This window comes from Patescibacteria group bacterium, from assembly GCA_028692545.1.
Classification (GTDB): Bacteria; Patescibacteriota; Patescibacteriia; order UBA1558; family S5-K13; genus STD2-204.
In genome coordinates, this window is the sequence record JAQUXC010000007.1 from 23,224 (window position 1) to 40,623 (window position 17,400).

At 27.1% G+C, this 17,400-nt stretch carries 14 protein-coding genes and 1 tRNA gene; all 15 read right to left on the reverse strand.

Translation table 11 applies throughout. From position 1 onward, the window contains the following. Positions 1-336: 336 nt before the first annotated feature. Complete coding sequence (locus PHZ07_03495; protein MDD3284632.1) at positions 337-1,263, reverse strand: permease-like cell division protein FtsX; 927 nt, start codon at positions 1,261-1,263, stop codon at positions 337-339. Positions 1,264-1,295: 32 nt separating this feature from the next. Next, complete coding sequence (gene ftsE, locus PHZ07_03500) at positions 1,296-1,976, reverse strand: cell division ATP-binding protein FtsE (GenBank protein MDD3284633.1); 681 nt, start codon at positions 1,974-1,976, stop codon at positions 1,296-1,298. A gap of 152 nt (positions 1,977-2,128) precedes the next feature. Next, positions 2,129-2,204: transfer RNA gene (locus PHZ07_03505), tRNA-Thr, on the reverse strand. Positions 2,205-2,313: 109 nt separating this feature from the next. Further along, positions 2,314-3,180, reverse strand: coding sequence for a peptidylprolyl isomerase (locus PHZ07_03510; protein ID MDD3284634.1), 867 nt, complete (start codon positions 3,178-3,180; stop codon positions 2,314-2,316). After that, the gene (locus PHZ07_03515; protein ID MDD3284635.1) at positions 3,164-3,571 is read right to left on the reverse strand and encodes a septum formation initiator family protein; all 408 of its coding nucleotides are present in this window, start codon (positions 3,569-3,571) and stop codon (positions 3,164-3,166) included. Before PHZ07_03515 ends, PHZ07_03510 begins: the two co-directional genes overlap by 17 nt. A 182-nt stretch (positions 3,572-3,753) precedes the next feature. After that, positions 3,754-4,902, reverse strand: a complete 1,149-nt coding sequence (locus PHZ07_03520; GenBank protein ID MDD3284636.1) for an SPFH domain-containing protein — start codon at positions 4,900-4,902, stop codon at positions 3,754-3,756. Positions 4,903-5,085: 183 nt separating this feature from the next. After that, the gene (locus tag PHZ07_03525; GenBank protein MDD3284637.1) at positions 5,086-5,568 is read right to left on the reverse strand and encodes a hypothetical protein; all 483 of its coding nucleotides are present in this window, start codon (positions 5,566-5,568) and stop codon (positions 5,086-5,088) included. Positions 5,569-5,670: 102 nt separating this feature from the next. Further along, complete coding sequence (lepA, locus tag PHZ07_03530; protein MDD3284638.1) at positions 5,671-7,485, reverse strand: translation elongation factor 4; 1,815 nt, start codon at positions 7,483-7,485, stop codon at positions 5,671-5,673. Continuing rightward, complete coding sequence (murJ, locus tag PHZ07_03535) at positions 7,482-9,083, reverse strand: murein biosynthesis integral membrane protein MurJ (GenBank protein ID MDD3284639.1); 1,602 nt, start codon at positions 9,081-9,083, stop codon at positions 7,482-7,484. Before murJ ends, lepA begins: the two co-directional genes overlap by 4 nt. A 121-nt stretch (positions 9,084-9,204) precedes the next feature. Next, complete coding sequence (locus PHZ07_03540) at positions 9,205-10,044, reverse strand: hypothetical protein (GenBank protein MDD3284640.1); 840 nt, start codon at positions 10,042-10,044, stop codon at positions 9,205-9,207. A gap of 88 nt (positions 10,045-10,132) precedes the next feature. After that, positions 10,133-10,645, reverse strand: a complete 513-nt coding sequence (locus PHZ07_03545) for an NUDIX domain-containing protein (protein ID MDD3284641.1) — start codon at positions 10,643-10,645, stop codon at positions 10,133-10,135. A gap of 58 nt (positions 10,646-10,703) precedes the next feature. After that, positions 10,704-13,628, reverse strand: coding sequence for a DUF4012 domain-containing protein (locus tag PHZ07_03550; protein ID MDD3284642.1), 2,925 nt, complete (start codon positions 13,626-13,628; stop codon positions 10,704-10,706). A 50-nt stretch (positions 13,629-13,678) separates the two neighbouring features. Beyond that, positions 13,679-14,791: a glycosyltransferase family 1 protein gene (locus PHZ07_03555; protein ID MDD3284643.1), complete on the reverse strand. Its 1,113-nt coding sequence runs from the start codon at positions 14,789-14,791 to the stop codon at positions 13,679-13,681. Between the two features lie 239 nt (positions 14,792-15,030). Next, positions 15,031-16,206 (reverse strand): glycosyltransferase family 1 protein, encoded by a 1,176-nt coding sequence (locus PHZ07_03560; GenBank protein ID MDD3284644.1) that lies wholly within the window; start codon positions 16,204-16,206, stop codon positions 15,031-15,033. Between the two features lie 23 nt (positions 16,207-16,229). Continuing rightward, complete coding sequence (locus PHZ07_03565; protein MDD3284645.1) at positions 16,230-17,333, reverse strand: glycosyltransferase; 1,104 nt, start codon at positions 17,331-17,333, stop codon at positions 16,230-16,232. Positions 17,334-17,400: the final 67 nt, after the last annotated feature.

A 17,400-nucleotide genomic window follows, 5' to 3' on the forward strand; every position in this document is an offset into this window, starting at 1 on the left:
TAAATTAATATAAATATATTATCTAATAGATTTAATATATTTTATTATTACCTTTAATTGATAATTTTAATAAATTTATTATATCACAAAATATGAGGGGGGTAGATTAATAAAAAATTATTTATAAAAAAATAAACTCTTGCAAAGCAAACGCTATAATCAAAATATAAATAATAAAACAAATAACTGCTTTTTATACTATCAAGCAATTAATCCTGTCAGGTCAAATACACACCATGGCGGTATACCGTGGACTCGACTATTAAGCAATTAAACTATTATGCTATTATTCTATCCCGCAACAATTATAAATTATATAGAGGCGGGATTAATCTATTATTTAAGATATTTTTTCATAGCTATAAGACTACTAAATCCAGAAAACAAACTAGATATAACAAATTCACTAAAAAATATAATTATGAAATTGGAATTAAAATATGTCAATAAATTTGTGGGATAACCTTCAAACAATCTCACAACAATAGGATTTAAAATAGATAAAGATATATAAACCAACAATATTACAATAAAAATAGAAATAATATTATAAAGCAATATTTCCAACATAAATGGAGATTTTATAAAATTACTTGTAGCACCGACAAGCTTCATTATTGATATTTCTTCTCTATATGTATAAACCCCTATTTTTATAGAATTATAAACCATCATAAGAGTCATAATCATAAACAATATTGAAACTATATATCCAGCAATTTTTATTTTACTAGATACAGAATCAATTCTATTTGTAACAGTTGCATAATCTTGAAATTGACTTTCGTCCACATCAAACAAATTGCTATATTGACTCTCTTTCAGTTCTGTTAAAATATCATCATAAAGAGATATGTCTTTTGCCTTTATTTTCAAACTTGGCAAAAATACATCACCACCATCTTGTTTTAATTCATCAACTGCATCTATTATATCCTCATTTGATGAATATTTATTTTCAAATTTTGAAAGTGCTGTCTCAGAAGATACATATTCAACACTTTTTATATATTCCGAAGACAAAATTTTGTCCTTGAATTCGCTTATTTGATCCTCTGTTACACTTTGTTTGAAATAAACACTTACATCTACTTTGTCTTTTACCAAATCTATTGCATTATCTGCTAATAAATTAAAAATAATCAAAAAATTTACAGTAAGTAATGTAAGGGTAATAATTGTAATATTTATAACAGAAAGCCAAATATTTCTAAAAAAATTTTGAAATGCAAGTTTAAAAATTCTTGATAAAGAGGAATACATAAGTTTTTATTATTTTTGTTATTTATAAAAAATTACAATATATATCTACCAACTTTTTGATCACTTATAACCCTACCTGAGTCCAATGTAATAACTCGTTTTCCTAAGCTATTTACTATATCTCTATTGTGTGTAACTAAAATTATAGTTGTATTTAATTTATTTATTCTAAGTAATAAATCTATTATTTCTCTTGAATTTATAGAATCCAAATTACCAGTAGGCTCATCTGCAATTAATAATTTTGGTTGATGTACAAGAGCACGTGCTATTGCTGCTCTTTGTTGTTCTCCTCCAGATAATTGATGTGGATATCTATCTTTTTTGTCATGAAGACCAACAATTTTTACAATTTGTGGAACTATTTTTTCTATTTTATCTTTTTTTTCACCACAAGTTTCCATTGCAAAAGATATATTTTCATAAATATTTTTTTTCTTAAGAAGTTTAAAATCTTGAAACACAAAACCTATTTGTCTTCTCAAATATGGAATTTCATTTTGTCTTATACCTGTAATATCCCAACCACCTATTTCTACTTGTCCTTCTGTTGGTAATTCTTCTGCAAACAAAATTTTTGCAAGAGTTGATTTTCCTGTACCACTTTGACCTACAACAGAAACAAATTCCCCTGGATTTATTTGTAGAGATATTTTATTTAAAGCCCAAACATTTGGCTGATAAAATTTTGAAAGATTCGTTACTTTTATCATTGTATTAGCTTTCTTACCTACCGGCAAACAGGTAGCTTTCAGTTTTCAGCTTTCAGTTTTTAATTACTGACAAACTTATACTTAATAACTATCTATATTTTATTTATATTTTTATTTTTTAATTTTTTATAACTTTTTTTAATTTATATATTTGGAGCCATCTGCCGGCTTCGAACCGACGACCTACGGTTTACGATACCGTTGCTCTACCAACTGAGCTAAGATGGCGTATATTTTTAATTACTATTTTCAATTTTATATATACAAATCAAACTGTCGTAGCGAAACGGAGATCCCGCATAAGTGAAATGATTGCGGGAAGCTAAGATGGCATATTTTATTTATTATCAAATTTCAAAAAATAATGTATCTTGCTTTTCTTTAAAGTATCATCTAAATAAGAGCTTATACTTTTTATAGGAAGAAAAATTTGAGTAAACTTATAATAATATTCTTCACTGTCCTCTGCCTTTATTTTACCTTTTAATTTATAAATATGATAACCAGAAATACTTTTTAAAACAGTAGTGAAATTTCCTACTTCTAATTTATCAACTTTACCACTCAAATTAGATGGCAAGTCCTTATATGTCATCCAACCTATTTCATTGAACAATGTATCATCTTTATATATTGTAGCATATTCTTCAAATTTATTCGGATTTTTTGAAATATCTTCATAAACAGATTCTATTTTTATTTTATTTTCTATATTAAATTCATCACTTTTTATTACACCTGCTATTAAATTCTCCAAGTACAATGGTCTTATAACATAATATTCAAATAAATTTTTGTCCCAATTATAATTATCTTTTAAATAATTCATTTCTTTTGAAGCAATATTATTTATTTCATAAAAATCATTTGCAAAAATTCTAAAGTCTTTATCTCTTATAATTATCTTCAAATTTTTTATTTGTTCTTCCAAAATTTTGTCTTGTATTATCATTTTTGAAATTATAATGTCATTTTTTTCTAAATTAGGAAAATATGTATCAAAATCATTTACAAATTTTTTGTATTCTTTATAATTTACAAAATCTCCATTTACAAGCATTACTGGGTAAGAAATAAATTTTGAAGTAAACTTTCCTAAAAAAATTTTATTTCCAAAAAAATAAAAATCAAACATTCCAAGTAAAGATACAAATATTAATAATACAAAAAAATACAAAATATATTTTTTATGTGTTTTCTTCATTTGTTTTTATATTAAAAAAATAATCCCACCACAATCTTATATTAGATTTGCTCTCTTTGTTAATTTTTGCCTCTTCTTTTTTTATATCTGATTCTTGAGTAAATACAACTATTTTTTCGCCTGGTTTTTTATAACCCAACTTTTCCCTCGAAGAAGTTTCTATATATTCATCACTATTAAAATACTTCACCAAACTATCAAGCTCTGTGTTTTCTTTTTTCAAATTATTTATTTCTGATTTTAAATTTTCTATTTCTTTATTTACCTGCATTCTTTGTTTCATAGAAGAGTAAACATTTATAGACATAAAAACTACAACAACAAAAAATATAAAGAAAAAAAGCTTAGAAGATAAAATTCTAAAAAATGATGAATTATTTTGCCTTATCATAAGTTTATTATAATAAAAAAACTCATATTTATCAATAAAAAAACAAAAAAGGTAGTGAGCAACCTTTTCTTTCGAAAAGATCACTCTACTACCTTGTTATATATTACACAACACCATAGCTCTCAGAAAGAGAGCAACCTTACGAAAAAAAATGGTTGTTGTAGTTGCTGATTTATCAGCTGTTATTGGTTTATGGCTTGTTGGAATGCTTTCCAAAAAGACACTATACCCTCAAGCTCATTAATACCACCGACCCTTGACGTAAGTTGCGGATTTCTGGAAGAATCAGCCTTAACGGCTTCGACAAGAGCTTCAAGTCCATTAACGTATTTAAATATTTCCTGGAACTCTTTCTTAGCTGCAAGGTCTATCTTCATAGCATCAGCCAATCCATGGGCTTGTATAAGCTTGATAGCTTTTTCCATTTCTGCTTTTGCTTCCGCTACTTTTCTTTCCGTATCAATCACTTCATTTTCTTTAGCGAGGACTTCCTGCTTGTTAGCCAAGATACCAAGCTGAGTTTTTTTCTCTTCATCCGAAAGAGCAAGCTTGTTTTCCTGCTCCTGTATTGCAGCTTCATTTTTACGAAAGGCAATTATGTCATCGCCATCAAAATCGGTGATGTGAAGCCTCACAAGTCTAACACCATACTCTGCAAACTCATTTTTGGGAAGTTTCTCTGAACGCATTTTTTCCAAAGACTCTTCGCTAATTTTTTTCTTATTAGGATCCATATCTTCCAAGTCATAATTATTACTTACTACATTTTCTATATATGTCTCTAATATTCGTGAGAGTAAATTTCCGGCCTTTACTAAACTCTTATCCCAATTCATCCCAAGTTCCCAGATCTTGTCGTAGAACAACATTATTTCCGTTATCTGGAATTCGAAAGAACCAACTACTTTTACAAGCATTCCATCTTTCGATGTCACTGCTATATCAATTTCTTGATTGTTCTCAATCCTTTTTAAAGGAATTACTTGTATTGATAGGGGTATTGTAGTCCTTGATCTGTATATAAATCTTGGCCAGTTAAAAATTACTCTGCCAAGCCTTTCAGGTTTGTTAGATCCAGTAAAAAATCCATTTACAAAACCTTGGATTACGATAGCCACGTTTGTTCCTATGTAAATAGAGTTTTTTACATAAAATAAAACAATCCCTAATACACCACAAAACATCAAGACTATATATCCTATCCATATATATTGCATCCCTCCAATTAGATTAAAAAAAATCGGTAGGGTGTACTTCAATACGACTAGCTCTATAAAAGCTAGGAATAAGGCAATTATCAAATAAATCGCCTTTAGAGTGCTGAATTTCATTGGTTCCTCCTTATTGAAACCTTTTTAGTTTGTTTTTTTATTTACTATTTAGACATTATCTTATTAACAGACACTATCTTGTCTATTTTACTATAGAACCATATACTATACACCAAAAGCTATTTTTTGTCAAATTAAAAAATACCCAATTATTTGAGCATTAAATTATTTATAAATATTATATTAATTTTTTAATTCCAATATTCTATTTTTTATAGACTGAGGATTTTTTACATTATCAAGTCCCAATTCTACTCCATTGTAAAGCAATATTACCAAGTCCCCTACTTTGAATAATTTGTAGAAAAAATTATTATATTCCACGTAAATCTTTTCTATATTTTCTATAAAAAATTCTTTTAATTCTCTATCAAATATCCAATCCTGATAACATCTGTATAATTTTTCTTCAGTTATTATAATACAATTAAAATTTTGCCTAATTTGAAAAATAATTCCAGAAAAAATAGAAATAAGTATTATTATCAAAAATAAAAAAATACCTTTCACGCCAAGAGACATAACAGGTACCATAAAAAAAAACGGAATCAAAAATACTAAAAAACAAATAAAAAATTTTATATAAAGAAAAAATCTAACACTATAGATAATATCTAATATCTCTTCATTACTTTCCAAATATTTGCTAAAATACTTATACGACATATGAAAAGAAAACATTTAAAAACAATTTGGGTTATTCTTGCTTCTATAATGGTTCTGAGTATGATTGTATTTGGCTCAGGTCTTACATATTTATTTTAGCAATTAATCCCTTTTTAATACAGAGAGGTAAACATCTTGAGGCAGTTCTACTTTTCCAAAAGACTGCATTCTTTTTTTACCTTTTTTCTGTTTTTGTAATAATTTCTTCTTTCTACTTACATCTCCTCCATACAATTTGGAAGTTACATCTTTTCGAAGCGCACTAAGTCTTTCAGAAGCTATTATTTTTGCTCCAATAGATGCTTGTATTTTTACTACAAATTGTTGTTTGTGTATAGTATTTTTCAATCTACCTACTATTGATTTGCCTATACTATATGCCTCATCTTTGTAAACCAAACTTGATAATGGTTCTATGAGTTGCTCTGCGATATAAATATCAAGTTTTATAAGGTCTACTATTTGATAGTCACTAAATTCATAATTTAGCGATGCATAACCACGACTCACACTTTTTAGCTTATCATAAAAATCTACGAGTATTGGAGTAAGTGGAATTTTATATTTCAAAACTACTAAATCTTTGTTCAAAAATTCTGTATTTTGATACAATCCTCTTCTTTCATCAGCCAACTTCATCACAGAACCCATGTATTCAGATGGAACTACTATATCCATATTCACTATTGGTTCTTCTATAATATCTACAATTTGTGGATCATATTCTGCTGGCTTTGTAATAATTGTATAATCCCCTAAATCATCTTTATACAAATCACCTTTGTATTTTGCTAATATTTCCTTTTTTAAGTAAGCCTTGTATGCAACGGATGGAATTGTAACTACCAAATCCAAATCATATTCTCTTTTTAATCTTTGAAGGAATATATCCAAATGTAGCAATCCTAAAAATCCACACCTAAAACCAAAACCAAAAACTGGGGAGGATTCTTTTTCTATTTCTACAGAAGCATCATTTAATTTTAATTTTTCTACTGCTTCTCTTAACTCTTCAAATTCATCTCCACCCTGAGAATACACTCCTGCAAAAACCATTGGTTTTATAACTTTGTATCCTGGTAGTGGCTCTGAATTTCTTTCACTCTCTAAAACAATAGTATCTCCAACTCTTACACTTCTTAAATCTCTCTCACCGCTAATAATATATCCAATTTCGCCACTTTTTAATTCATCTGCTTTTTCTTGTTTTATTCTAAAATGTCCAACTTCCAAAATATCTGTAGATACTTTTGAGCCCAAAAATCTGATTTTGTCTCCTTTTTTAAATGTGCCATTAAAAACCCTAACATAACTCAAAATTCCTCTATATTCATCATATACAGAATCAAATATAAGAGCTTTATTGTGACTAAAGTCTTGTGTTGGCGCAGGAATTTCTTTCACTATTGTCTCTAAAAGCTTATCTACATTTTCCCCTGTTTTTGCTGAAATTTTTACTATATCTTCTCTTTCGCAAACTATTAAATTCATTATTTCTTCTTCTGCTCTTTCTATATCAGCAGTAGGAAGATCTATTTTGTTTATAACCGGAATAATTTTTAAATTTTGATCTTGAGCAAAACGAAGATTTACCAAAGTTTGAGCTTGGATTCCTTGAGTTGCATCAACTACCAAAATAGCTCCTTCTACACAAGCAATAGAACGAGATACTTCATAACCAAAATCCATATGCCCAGGAGTATCAATTAAATTCAAAATATAATCTTTATACTTCATTCTAATTGGCTGAAGTTTTATAGTTATTCCTCTTTCTCTTTCTAAATCCATAGAATCCAAAAGTTGATCTTTCATTTCTCTATCTGAAACAGTATGAGTGAGTTCAATAAAACGATCAGCAAGTGTAGATTTGCCATGGTCAATATGAGCTATAATACAAAAATTTCTTAAATTATTCATAATGAATTTGTTTTCTTTAGTTTTCTTAGTAAATAAATTTCAAATCTTTTAAAATATTTTTTTAATAAATTTGCTTCTTGTACATCAAACAAAATACTTAATATTAGATATACTATTATTCCAACAAATCCGCATACCAACAATTGCAAAAATATTCCTATAAATTTATCCATATTAACCCCAAGTGACATTGCATAACGGACAATATAGACAATAATACCCATTATAATAGAATTTGCAAGTACTTTGAATAAGAAATCATAAAAACGAACTATTTTAACAATCTTATACTTTTTATATAAAATTATAAAAAGTACAAGTAAATTAAAAACACTACTCACAGAAAATGCTATAGCTATTCCCTCTATTCCAAATTTTGTACTCAGATAAATTGCCAAAACTATATTTATAATAAAACTCCAAATACCAACATATACTGGTGTTTTTGTATTTTCAAGTGCATAAAAAGCACGAGCTATAATAGGAATAAGACACTGAAATACAAGTGAAATTGAAAAATAACCTAAAACTTGTGCAGTATAATAAGTATCATGCCAACTAAAAGCACCTGATCCTAAAATTATTCTTACAATTTGAGCTCTTAGTATTATAAACAATACCGATATAGGAATTACAAAAAATATAACCTGTTTTATATTTTTTGATAAATGTTCGCTAAATTCTTTTTTATCTTCGCAATCTGCACAGTCTGACAAAATTGGAAATATAGATATTGCAACTGATACACCAAATATTCCAGAAACAAAAGATTGCAAATTAAAACCAAAATAAAAAATAGAAATACTTCCTGTTGCAAGGCTAGATGCAATCATAGTTATTACAACTTGATTTATTTGATTTAATGCGAGTGCAAAAGTTCTTGGCAACATAAGTGAAAATATTTTTTTTACATATTGATCTCTAAAATCAAAAATACATTTATATTTCCATCCTTTTTTATACACCGCAAAAAGTTGTATTATAAAATGTAAAAATGATCCAAATATTACTCCCCATGCAAGATAGTCATATCCATAATATTTCGAAAGAATTATTCCAGAAATTATTCCAACATTATAAAAAACTGGCGCCAAACTATAAAAAAAATAACTCTTATAAGAATTTAGCAAACTACTCATCACATTACTGGCACCAAATATAATAATACTAAAAAGCATTATTCTTGTAAGTTTTACAGTGAGATCAAATTGAAAATCATTGAATCCTGGTACAAGTAATTTTACAAAAAAATTCAATTTCAAAATTATTATCAAACACAAAAAAATAAGTAAAAATGTGATAATATTCAAAACTGAATTTGATACATATATTGCCCTATCTTTGTCTTTTTTGTTTAATTTTACAAATACAGGAACAAAGGCGCTAGCAAGGGCACCAAGTATAAGGGTATTAAAAATAAGATCTGGAATTCTAAAAGATGCAAAATAAGAATCAAGAATTTCTCCTGCTCCAAACATATGAGCCAAGATTCTATCTCTTATAAGTCCCAAAATTTTTGATAAAATTGAAAAAACGCTTATAAGAATAGCGCCACCCATTACTGTTGTATTTAACCTGTGAAGTAATTTTTTTAGCATATTTAATTAATAATATTATATCATAGCACCCGGCGGGTTGACCACCCGGCGGGTGCTAAAACAAAAAAACATGCCTACTCCTTTACGAAGTAGGCATGCAACATTTAAAAAAGAAATTAAACTATCTCATAGCAAGAAGCTTCTCTGCCGAAGCAAGAGCCTCCTTGCCACCCTCAATCTGAATAACTTGTTGCTTCAATAACAACAACCGTTCGGGAGACTTTTGGTGTAAGGTCTGAACAGCAGATTCTGCCATCGGTGGATACCACCAAAGGCTTTTTAACTTATCATGATGTTCTAAAATAAAAGAACATTCATAAACAAACCGTCCGCCAGTAGAAATTCCTACCGCATACTTTAGAATCTCCTCATACTCTTCCACAGAAACATTATCTCCCAATATTCCCGTTAGTACTATTGCTGGACATTCGGAACTAACTAATAAAAAAGTATTGTCTGTTAATTCCTTATCCAAAAGCCCACTCTCTTTGGCGAATATGATTCTCCAAAAAAGCATAGCCCTAAGACTTTGGAGATCCAAAGCCTTTTCCTTTTCCTCTATGGAACGCTGTGGAATTTCAACATTAATAGGTTCTCTTGGTAATGGTACCAGATCTTGAGAACCAAGCTCAACATAACGTCTCAACATCAACCGAGCACCTGCCTTTGTTGAATCACTTGGACTATTTTGCCATGCAATAATGTCCTTTCTGAAAAGGCTATCCAGGGTCCCTACGGTGACAATCCGATTTCTCGGATTATACCAGTCTGGGTCAACTTTTTGTTTAGGAACAGGATTTTGTGATTCCTTTTGATCAGTTATTAACTTTGGTTTTTCAGTTTCTTTTGTCTCTGATTTTTCTCCAAAAAAATCTGGAGCAAACATCAATACACACATTACCAAACACAACAGTAACAAGATTAATTTCCCATTCTCCTGATTCAATTTTCTGTTATTCATGATTTACCTCCTACGGTATATTTTGAATTTTTTATATTAAAATATTATTTATAAAAAGTCAAGTCATTGATTTCTTTAATTATAATCATTATTTATTCATAATTTCAATTGCTTTTTTTATTTCTTCTTTTATTCCAAGTATACAATCATAATGTCCTACTTCTTCACTATCTACCCAAGCAAAATCAGTAAATGAATCTTTTTCTAATATCACATCTCCATTTTTATATTTTGCAACAAACTTTATCATAATAACTGGTGTCTCGTTGCTTCTTATATATGCAACGCTATTTATATAATACAAATCGTCATAAATCTCTAGGCCTGATTCTTCTAACACCTCTCTTTTTAATAATTTTTCTAATTCATTTTCAAAATCAAGCACATCCCCATTTAATCTTGTAGGATTATTTATATCTAAATCACGCCATTCCAATTTTCCACCACAAACACAATATTTATCAGGATGAACTTTTTCTCTTTTATCCCTTTTTAAAATCAAACATTTTTTGTCACTTTCTCTATAAACAATTACATTTGCAACAAAATAAAAAAGCTTGTCTTTTTTTGCATTATCTAAACTAATTTTTAATGCTTTCATAATATTTTAAATTTAAAATAAAAAACCACAAAAGTGGAAAATATTTTTAAAAAATATACTATTTTTGAAAAACAAAACCAACCATCATATCTCTGTCAAAATCTTTTATAAAATTATTTCCTTCTATATTTGACCACACGACTTCAAACGATTTTGGAAATATAAAATTGGATTCTATCTGAGATGAAGCTCCAGATTGCTTTTGATAATAAACAGAATAATTATCCAAACTCATTGTTTCATCTTTTTTAGAAAACAAATTTGACAATGAAAAACTACTATTTTTTTCCATGTTTATTTTGAAAGGCAATTCATATCTTAAATTTATTTCTTTTTCATCTCCCATATTCAATTCCTGCCAACCAGCAAATACTGTTTTATTGAATTCATTATAAATTTGTGTACCAGAAATTTGATCAATTGAAATTCTTCCGGAAATTTTTGATATTTCTTCATCTTCATATGATCCATATATAGGTTGCATGTATTCACTTTTAGGGAATCCTTCAAAACCATATGCTTCTATAAGTTTACTACCAATAGGAGTATAAATTCTTATATAGTTTCTATTCTTTGTTTGAGCAAAAATGTTATCCGTTTCGGAAAAAACTCTTTTTATTTTTACAGTATCTATAATAGTACCATTTGATAAAATATTTACATTATGAGTAATATGTTGTCTTATACTTGAGTCTGTTTTTCCACCACCAATGTTCGTATTTACAATATTCAAATAATCTTTACTTGAGTCAACAATTGATCCAGACCAACCATAACTATCTATATTTGCTTCTACGGAACTATCTGAAAAATACATTTGCACTTCTTTTTTGTCTATAGAATCCTTGAATAATGTAAGTAATTTTACATAATCCAAACTTTTATCATTCAGAACTTTGTCCAAAATTTTTCCCATCAATTCACCTATTATAGCTTTTGGCTTATCGCCTTTATCCGTAATTTCTACTGTTTGCTGTACTTCATTATAAAAATTAGAAGAATTTATTTCCATATTTCTATTTTCTAGTTGTATAGGACCAGTAATATCCAAAAATGTTTTCATTACAGAGCTATTTAGAGCTATTACACCATCTACAGTAGAACCACCTGATTTTTCAAAATATTTTGTTATCATACTTGCCGAAGTAGGAAAATTTGGCCACCAATTCATATCCCAAAAATTAAAATTTGGATTTATAAGCCATAAAGGTTCTGGTGAAACTATATTTTCAAAAAATCCAGCCTTATAATCATATGGTCCTCCGACAGGTACTTCTAAATTTACTATTTTCCCTTCTTTTATATCAACTATTGCAATAGATCCAATAAAGCCTCCTGTTGCACGAATTTCTGTGTCATTTTGAAATAACAACAAATATCTCTTCGTATAATCACTTCCCAAAATATCCAAACTTACATTTAGTAATGATTCTATTTTGTCTAAATTATCAATAAGTAGTGGAAGCTTTGCTTTTATAGAGATAAATTGTGCCCTGTATTGTTCTGGCAATACACTTTCATCGACAGAAGATATATTATTTCCCGCTTCTTTTAATTTTAATTTTGTATCACTAATATTTATAGAAATCAATCTTATTTTTTCTGTTATACTTAAATCTTCACTTTTATAAAGTTGGGAACTAATTTTTTCAGCTGCTTCTGAAAATAATTTTCCAGCGTTTAAAAGTTTTATTCCGCTATCTAATTTTTTTCCTTCACTTGGAATAAATTTCGCAATTTCTATAAGAATACTATTATAATTCGATACTTCATTTTGTGCTTCACTAAATTTTATATTTGCTTTTGAAAAATTATTTTTTGCTTCATCAAAATTTGAATTCATTATAGAATTCAATCCATCACCAAAACTAGAATAAGCCTGTTCTGATATTCCCATTACTCTTCCTTTCACTTTATCTAAACTATTTATAAAAGACAACATTCTAATAGATAAGATACACAAAATACTTACAGCCACAAAAACAGAAACCCTTGCATAGTTTCTAAGACCCTTTCTTTTAAATAAAAGCATTGGATCAAAATTATCTACAAAATCTCTTATTTTTTCAAATGAATTAACTTTTACTTCTTTTTCAATCTTTTTTTCATCTTTAAAATTAAATATATTTATAAATGATTTACCTAGATTATTTATTTTTATCAAAATTACAAAAATTAATTTTACAAACAATCCTATGGTAAAATTGAAAAATTTAATACAATATGCAAAAAAATTTACCGTACCTTCTCCAAATACATAAAACAATTTAAATATTTTGCTTTTTGAAGAAATATTTAAAAATTCTCTAAAATACCAAGAGGAAATATTTGAAATAGTCCGTTTTCTTGGGACATCAAATCTTACAGTTTCTACAGGAACAATATTTTCTTTTGTAACATTAATGTTAATTCTTTTAGATTGTAAATTTACTATATATTTAGATTTTTTTCTAAATTCTTTTGATTTATTTAGCTCTATATCACCTTCTTTTATTTTGAGATTATAATTATTACTCAACAATAAATCCTCAGACAAAACTACATCCTGATTAATCATTTTCTCCAATTCTTCAAATTTTTCATATTTATTATGTTTGTCTATTTTTGATGGAAACTTTATAGAAACTATAGAATCATCAACATCAAAATTCATAGTTGTATTTTCTGAAATTTCTGCGTTACTCAATATATCATCCAAACTATTATCAAAATTATCGAAATCTGAATAAAAATTAATAAAAGGTTCATCTAAAATTTCTTCATTTCTTAAATCATCATTTGGTTCTATTACTTTTACATCAGTATCTAACAACAATTCATCTTTAAATACTTTTTTTGTATTTGAACGAACAGAAAAATTACTATTTTTCTTAGCATACTTAACTTTTTTGACTGATTTGGATTTTTTATCTTTTACGGGCTGAACTATCTTCCCATTTTCTTTTAGAGAAGATTTTTTCTTTGCCTTATCAGTACTTTTCATATATTAAATTATACTTTATTTTATCAAAAAAACAAAATAAAATGCAAGCGTTATTTAACACTATTATAAATATCAATAACTTCAAAAACCATTTTTTCCCAACTATACTCCTTTAACAACATCTGTGATTTTTCTATCAATTCATTTTTTAAATTTTCATCATTTAAAATGATTTTTAACTTATTTGTCAAATCTTTTTTATCTTTTGGATCAAAATATATTACACTACTTTTTAATATTTCTGGCAAGCATGAATAATTACTCGATAAGACTATTGCGCCACATTTCATAGCCTCAAGTGGTGGCAAACCAAAACCTTCACAAAGTGACGGAAAAACATAAACACTACATTTCTTATATAAATACGCTAAATCTTCATCTTTAACAAATCCTGCAAAAATTATATTCTTGTAATTATTAATATTTACAAATTCTTTTAATCTTTTATAAAAATAATCCTCGCGTCCTACTAAAACTAATTTCAAACTTTTATCTTCAGAAAATTCTGAAAAAGTTTTTACTAAAAATTCTAAATTTTTGTGTGGGTAGGCGTTTCCGACATAAAGCAAAAATGGAGATTCTATACCAAGATTTTTTATAATTTCATTATTAATATTATTAATCTGTTTCAAGTCGGAAACGCCTTCGTAAGTAACTATTACTTTATCGGCATTTATCTTAAAAAAATCTACAATTTCTTTTTTTGTAAATTGAGATACGGTTATTATTTTTTTTGATTTTACTACAGCACGATTTATTATAATTCTATATAAAATATTTTTTAAAAAATATTTTATAAGAGAAAGTGTGGTAGCTCTTCGACTTGGATATTTTGTAAGTATCAAATCATGAATAGTAACAACAAAAGGTTTGTTGTAAAAAAATGGAACATTGAAATGTGGAAAATGAACCAAATCTGGATTTATTTTATTTAGTATTTTTGGAAGCTCAATTTGCTCTTTTATTCCATACCACGGAATATTAACAATTACTTTTTCAAAGTTTTTATTTTTAGAAATATATTTATTTTCATTTTCATAATTAATTAAAATAAAATATTTATTTTCATTATCTTGTTTTTCCAAATTCAAAATTAATTGTTCCAAGTATCTTCCAATACCAGTATTTGTTCCAAAAAATCTTGCATCAATTGCTATTTTCATATACGAATTATTATGATGCCAATATACAAATGACATACTAATTATACTAATAAATAAAATACTATTTTAATTTCCCAACTCCCAAGTCCAAAAACCCAAGTCCTAAAATATTTTCAACAAATCCTCTATTCCAGACATATGATTATTCTAATATTTTTCATCTACTTCTTTATTTTTATAAAATTTATACATTAATATTATTTATCCGTTTTAAATTATCTTATTTAACGGATTTTATTTTATAATTTATTAAACAAATTTAATATTTTTTGTGCTGATTTGTCCCAATTATTATAAAACTCTTCAGCTATTGTTTTTGATTTATAAAAATTGTATAAATTTTCATCAGTCAATAATTCATTTATAACTACATACAAATTTTCTATATTAAAAGCTTCAATAAGAATTGCATTGTTTTTCAAAATTTCAGGAAGTGATGAATTATTTGAGACAATTACTGGACAAGAACATGCTAGTGCTTCAATAGGTGGTAGACCAAAACCTTCATAAAATGATGGCCAAATAAAAATTTTTGCCAAATTATAAAAAGCGGGTAAATCCTCATCACTTACATAATCTACAATGATTATTCTAGATTTTATAGTATCGCTCAAATTATTATAAAATTTTCTCCAACTTTTTTCCTTCCAACCACAAGATCCTACAATTACCAAATACACATCTTCATTTTTTAATTTTGAAAAGGCTTTTATTATTGAAAGAATATTTTTTCTTGGCTCTTTTACTCCAACAAATAATAAAAAATTGTCCGGTAAATTATATTCTAATTTTACATTTTTCAATAAATTTTCATCCTCTATCTTACAAAATTTTTTATCAATTCCAAGTGGACTTACCAATATTTTCTCTTTTGAGACTTTGTAAATATTTTGCAAATCCATTGATGTGTTTTCAGAAACAGCTATTAATTTATTACTTCTTTTTACAATTTTTTGAATTTTTAAAAAATCATGCCAAAGTTTTCTTTTCAAATTCAAAAACTCTCTATATTTTACAAAACTCAAATCATGAATTGTTGTTATAAGTTTTGTTTTTTTGTATTTCAAAGAACATGGATTGAAATTTGGAAGCCAAATTATATCCATTTTCTTTTTTTTGCCAGCAAATTTCAAAATATCCAGATGCGGGATATGAAACAAAAAGTTCAACAAAAAAAATACCTTACTGGAAATTTTTTTGTGAATATAATGCACATTTTTTTTATTTTGAAAATTTAAATTTAGTGGAATATTTTTATGCCCAAAACTAAACAAAAAATATTCATTCTTATCATCAATCAACAATAGTCTTTCAAGTACATTTTTCAAATACTTTCCTACGCCACTTAGATTTTTCTGTCTCAAGGCACTCACATCTATAGCTATTTTTCTATATTTAATGTTTTGATCTTCCATATTTTTTTGGCTTATTATCTAGACTATAAATGGTTGCTATATTTCTCTTCTATATAATTTTTTATCTCATTTCTAAATCTCTGAATATTGAATTTCTCCGCATAATTTTTTATAAATTCGCAGTCAAAACTTTTATTTGAAAAATCCAAAATTGCCTCTGCTAGCGACTCCCAGTTCTGTTCTTCAAAAAATACACCTGTTTCACCATCTATAACTGTTTCAAGCGCTCCACCGGAGCCATAAGCTATCACAGGACATCCAGAAGCCATTGCTTCAACAGCGGATATTCCAAAATCCTCTTCTTGCGGATGAATAAATGCTTTTGCTTTTGACAAATATTTATACTTTACATCATCACTCACTTCTCCCAAAAATTCTATATTATTTTTTGAAATACTTTTTAGATAATCTACATACTTATCACCACCTCCAATAATTTTGAGTGGTAATTTTAATTGATTGAAAGCTTTTATTGCGAGATCTACTTTTTTATATGGCCTAAGTCGTGAAACCAAAATATAATAATCTTCTTTTTTTTCACTGTAACACTTTTCAGTATCTACTGGTGGATAAATAATTTCTGAATCTCTTTTATAATATTTTTTTATTCTTTCTGCAACAAATTTTGAATTTGCAATAAAATAATCAACTTCTTGAGCTTTTTTAAAATCCCAATGTCTCATTTTTTCTAAAATATTTATAAGAAAAAATTTCAAAAATTTTGGAAATCTCAAATCATCAACATATTCTTTCATATCACTCCACAAATATCTAGTTGGAGTATGACAATAACAAAAGTGAACAGCATTTTTTGCTTTGCTTATTCCTTTTGCAAAAGCAGAAGTTGAAGAAAGTATTATATCGTATTTTAACAAATCAAAACTTTCCCAAGCTTTTGGCATAAAAACCAAAAACCATTTGAAAAGCTTTGTTGCGCCTGGAATCTTTTGAATATTTGAAGTAATAATATTACAACCTTTCAAAAATTCCTTACTCCTACGATTACAAATAAGGGTATATATTGGACTTTCAGGAAACATTTTATGAAATTCCAAAAGAACATTTTCAGCTCCACCTATTTGAAACAAATGATCATGAGTTATTGCTATTTTTTTGTTGTCTATCATAGAAAATATTATAACAATTTAAAAGAATTATAACAATTTATAAATATTTCATAGCTATTGACAAATA

What these genes read in the sequence shown, in the direction of transcription:
- PHZ07_03495 (MDD3284632.1), bottom strand. Translation starts at nt 1,263, where the DNA reads ATGTATTCCTCTTTATCAAGAATTTTTAAACTTGCATTTCAAAATTTT.
- ftsE (MDD3284633.1), bottom strand. Translation starts at nt 1,976, where the DNA reads ATGATAAAAGTAACGAATCTTTCAAAATTTTATCAGCCAAATGTTTGG.
- PHZ07_03510 (MDD3284634.1), bottom strand. Translation starts at nt 3,180, where the DNA reads ATGAAGAAAACACATAAAAAATATATTTTGTATTTTTTTGTATTATTA.
- PHZ07_03515 (MDD3284635.1), bottom strand. Translation starts at nt 3,571, where the DNA reads ATGATAAGGCAAAATAATTCATCATTTTTTAGAATTTTATCTTCTAAG.
- PHZ07_03520 (MDD3284636.1), bottom strand. Translation starts at nt 4,902, where the DNA reads ATGAAATTCAGCACTCTAAAGGCGATTTATTTGATAATTGCCTTATTC.
- PHZ07_03525 (MDD3284637.1), bottom strand. Translation starts at nt 5,568, where the DNA reads ATGTCGTATAAGTATTTTAGCAAATATTTGGAAAGTAATGAAGAGATA.
- lepA (MDD3284638.1), bottom strand. Translation starts at nt 7,485, where the DNA reads ATGAATAATTTAAGAAATTTTTGTATTATAGCTCATATTGACCATGGC.
- murJ (MDD3284639.1), bottom strand. Translation starts at nt 9,083, where the DNA reads ATGCTAAAAAAATTACTTCACAGGTTAAATACAACAGTAATGGGTGGC.
- PHZ07_03540 (MDD3284640.1), bottom strand. Translation starts at nt 10,044, where the DNA reads ATGAATAACAGAAAATTGAATCAGGAGAATGGGAAATTAATCTTGTTA.
- PHZ07_03545 (MDD3284641.1), bottom strand. Translation starts at nt 10,645, where the DNA reads ATGAAAGCATTAAAAATTAGTTTAGATAATGCAAAAAAAGACAAGCTT.
- PHZ07_03550 (MDD3284642.1), bottom strand. Translation starts at nt 13,628, where the DNA reads ATGAAAAGTACTGATAAGGCAAAGAAAAAATCTTCTCTAAAAGAAAAT.
- PHZ07_03555 (MDD3284643.1), bottom strand. Translation starts at nt 14,791, where the DNA reads ATGAAAATAGCAATTGATGCAAGATTTTTTGGAACAAATACTGGTATT.
- PHZ07_03560 (MDD3284644.1), bottom strand. Translation starts at nt 16,206, where the DNA reads ATGGAAGATCAAAACATTAAATATAGAAAAATAGCTATAGATGTGAGT.
- PHZ07_03565 (MDD3284645.1), bottom strand. Translation starts at nt 17,333, where the DNA reads ATGATAGACAACAAAAAAATAGCAATAACTCATGATCATTTGTTTCAA.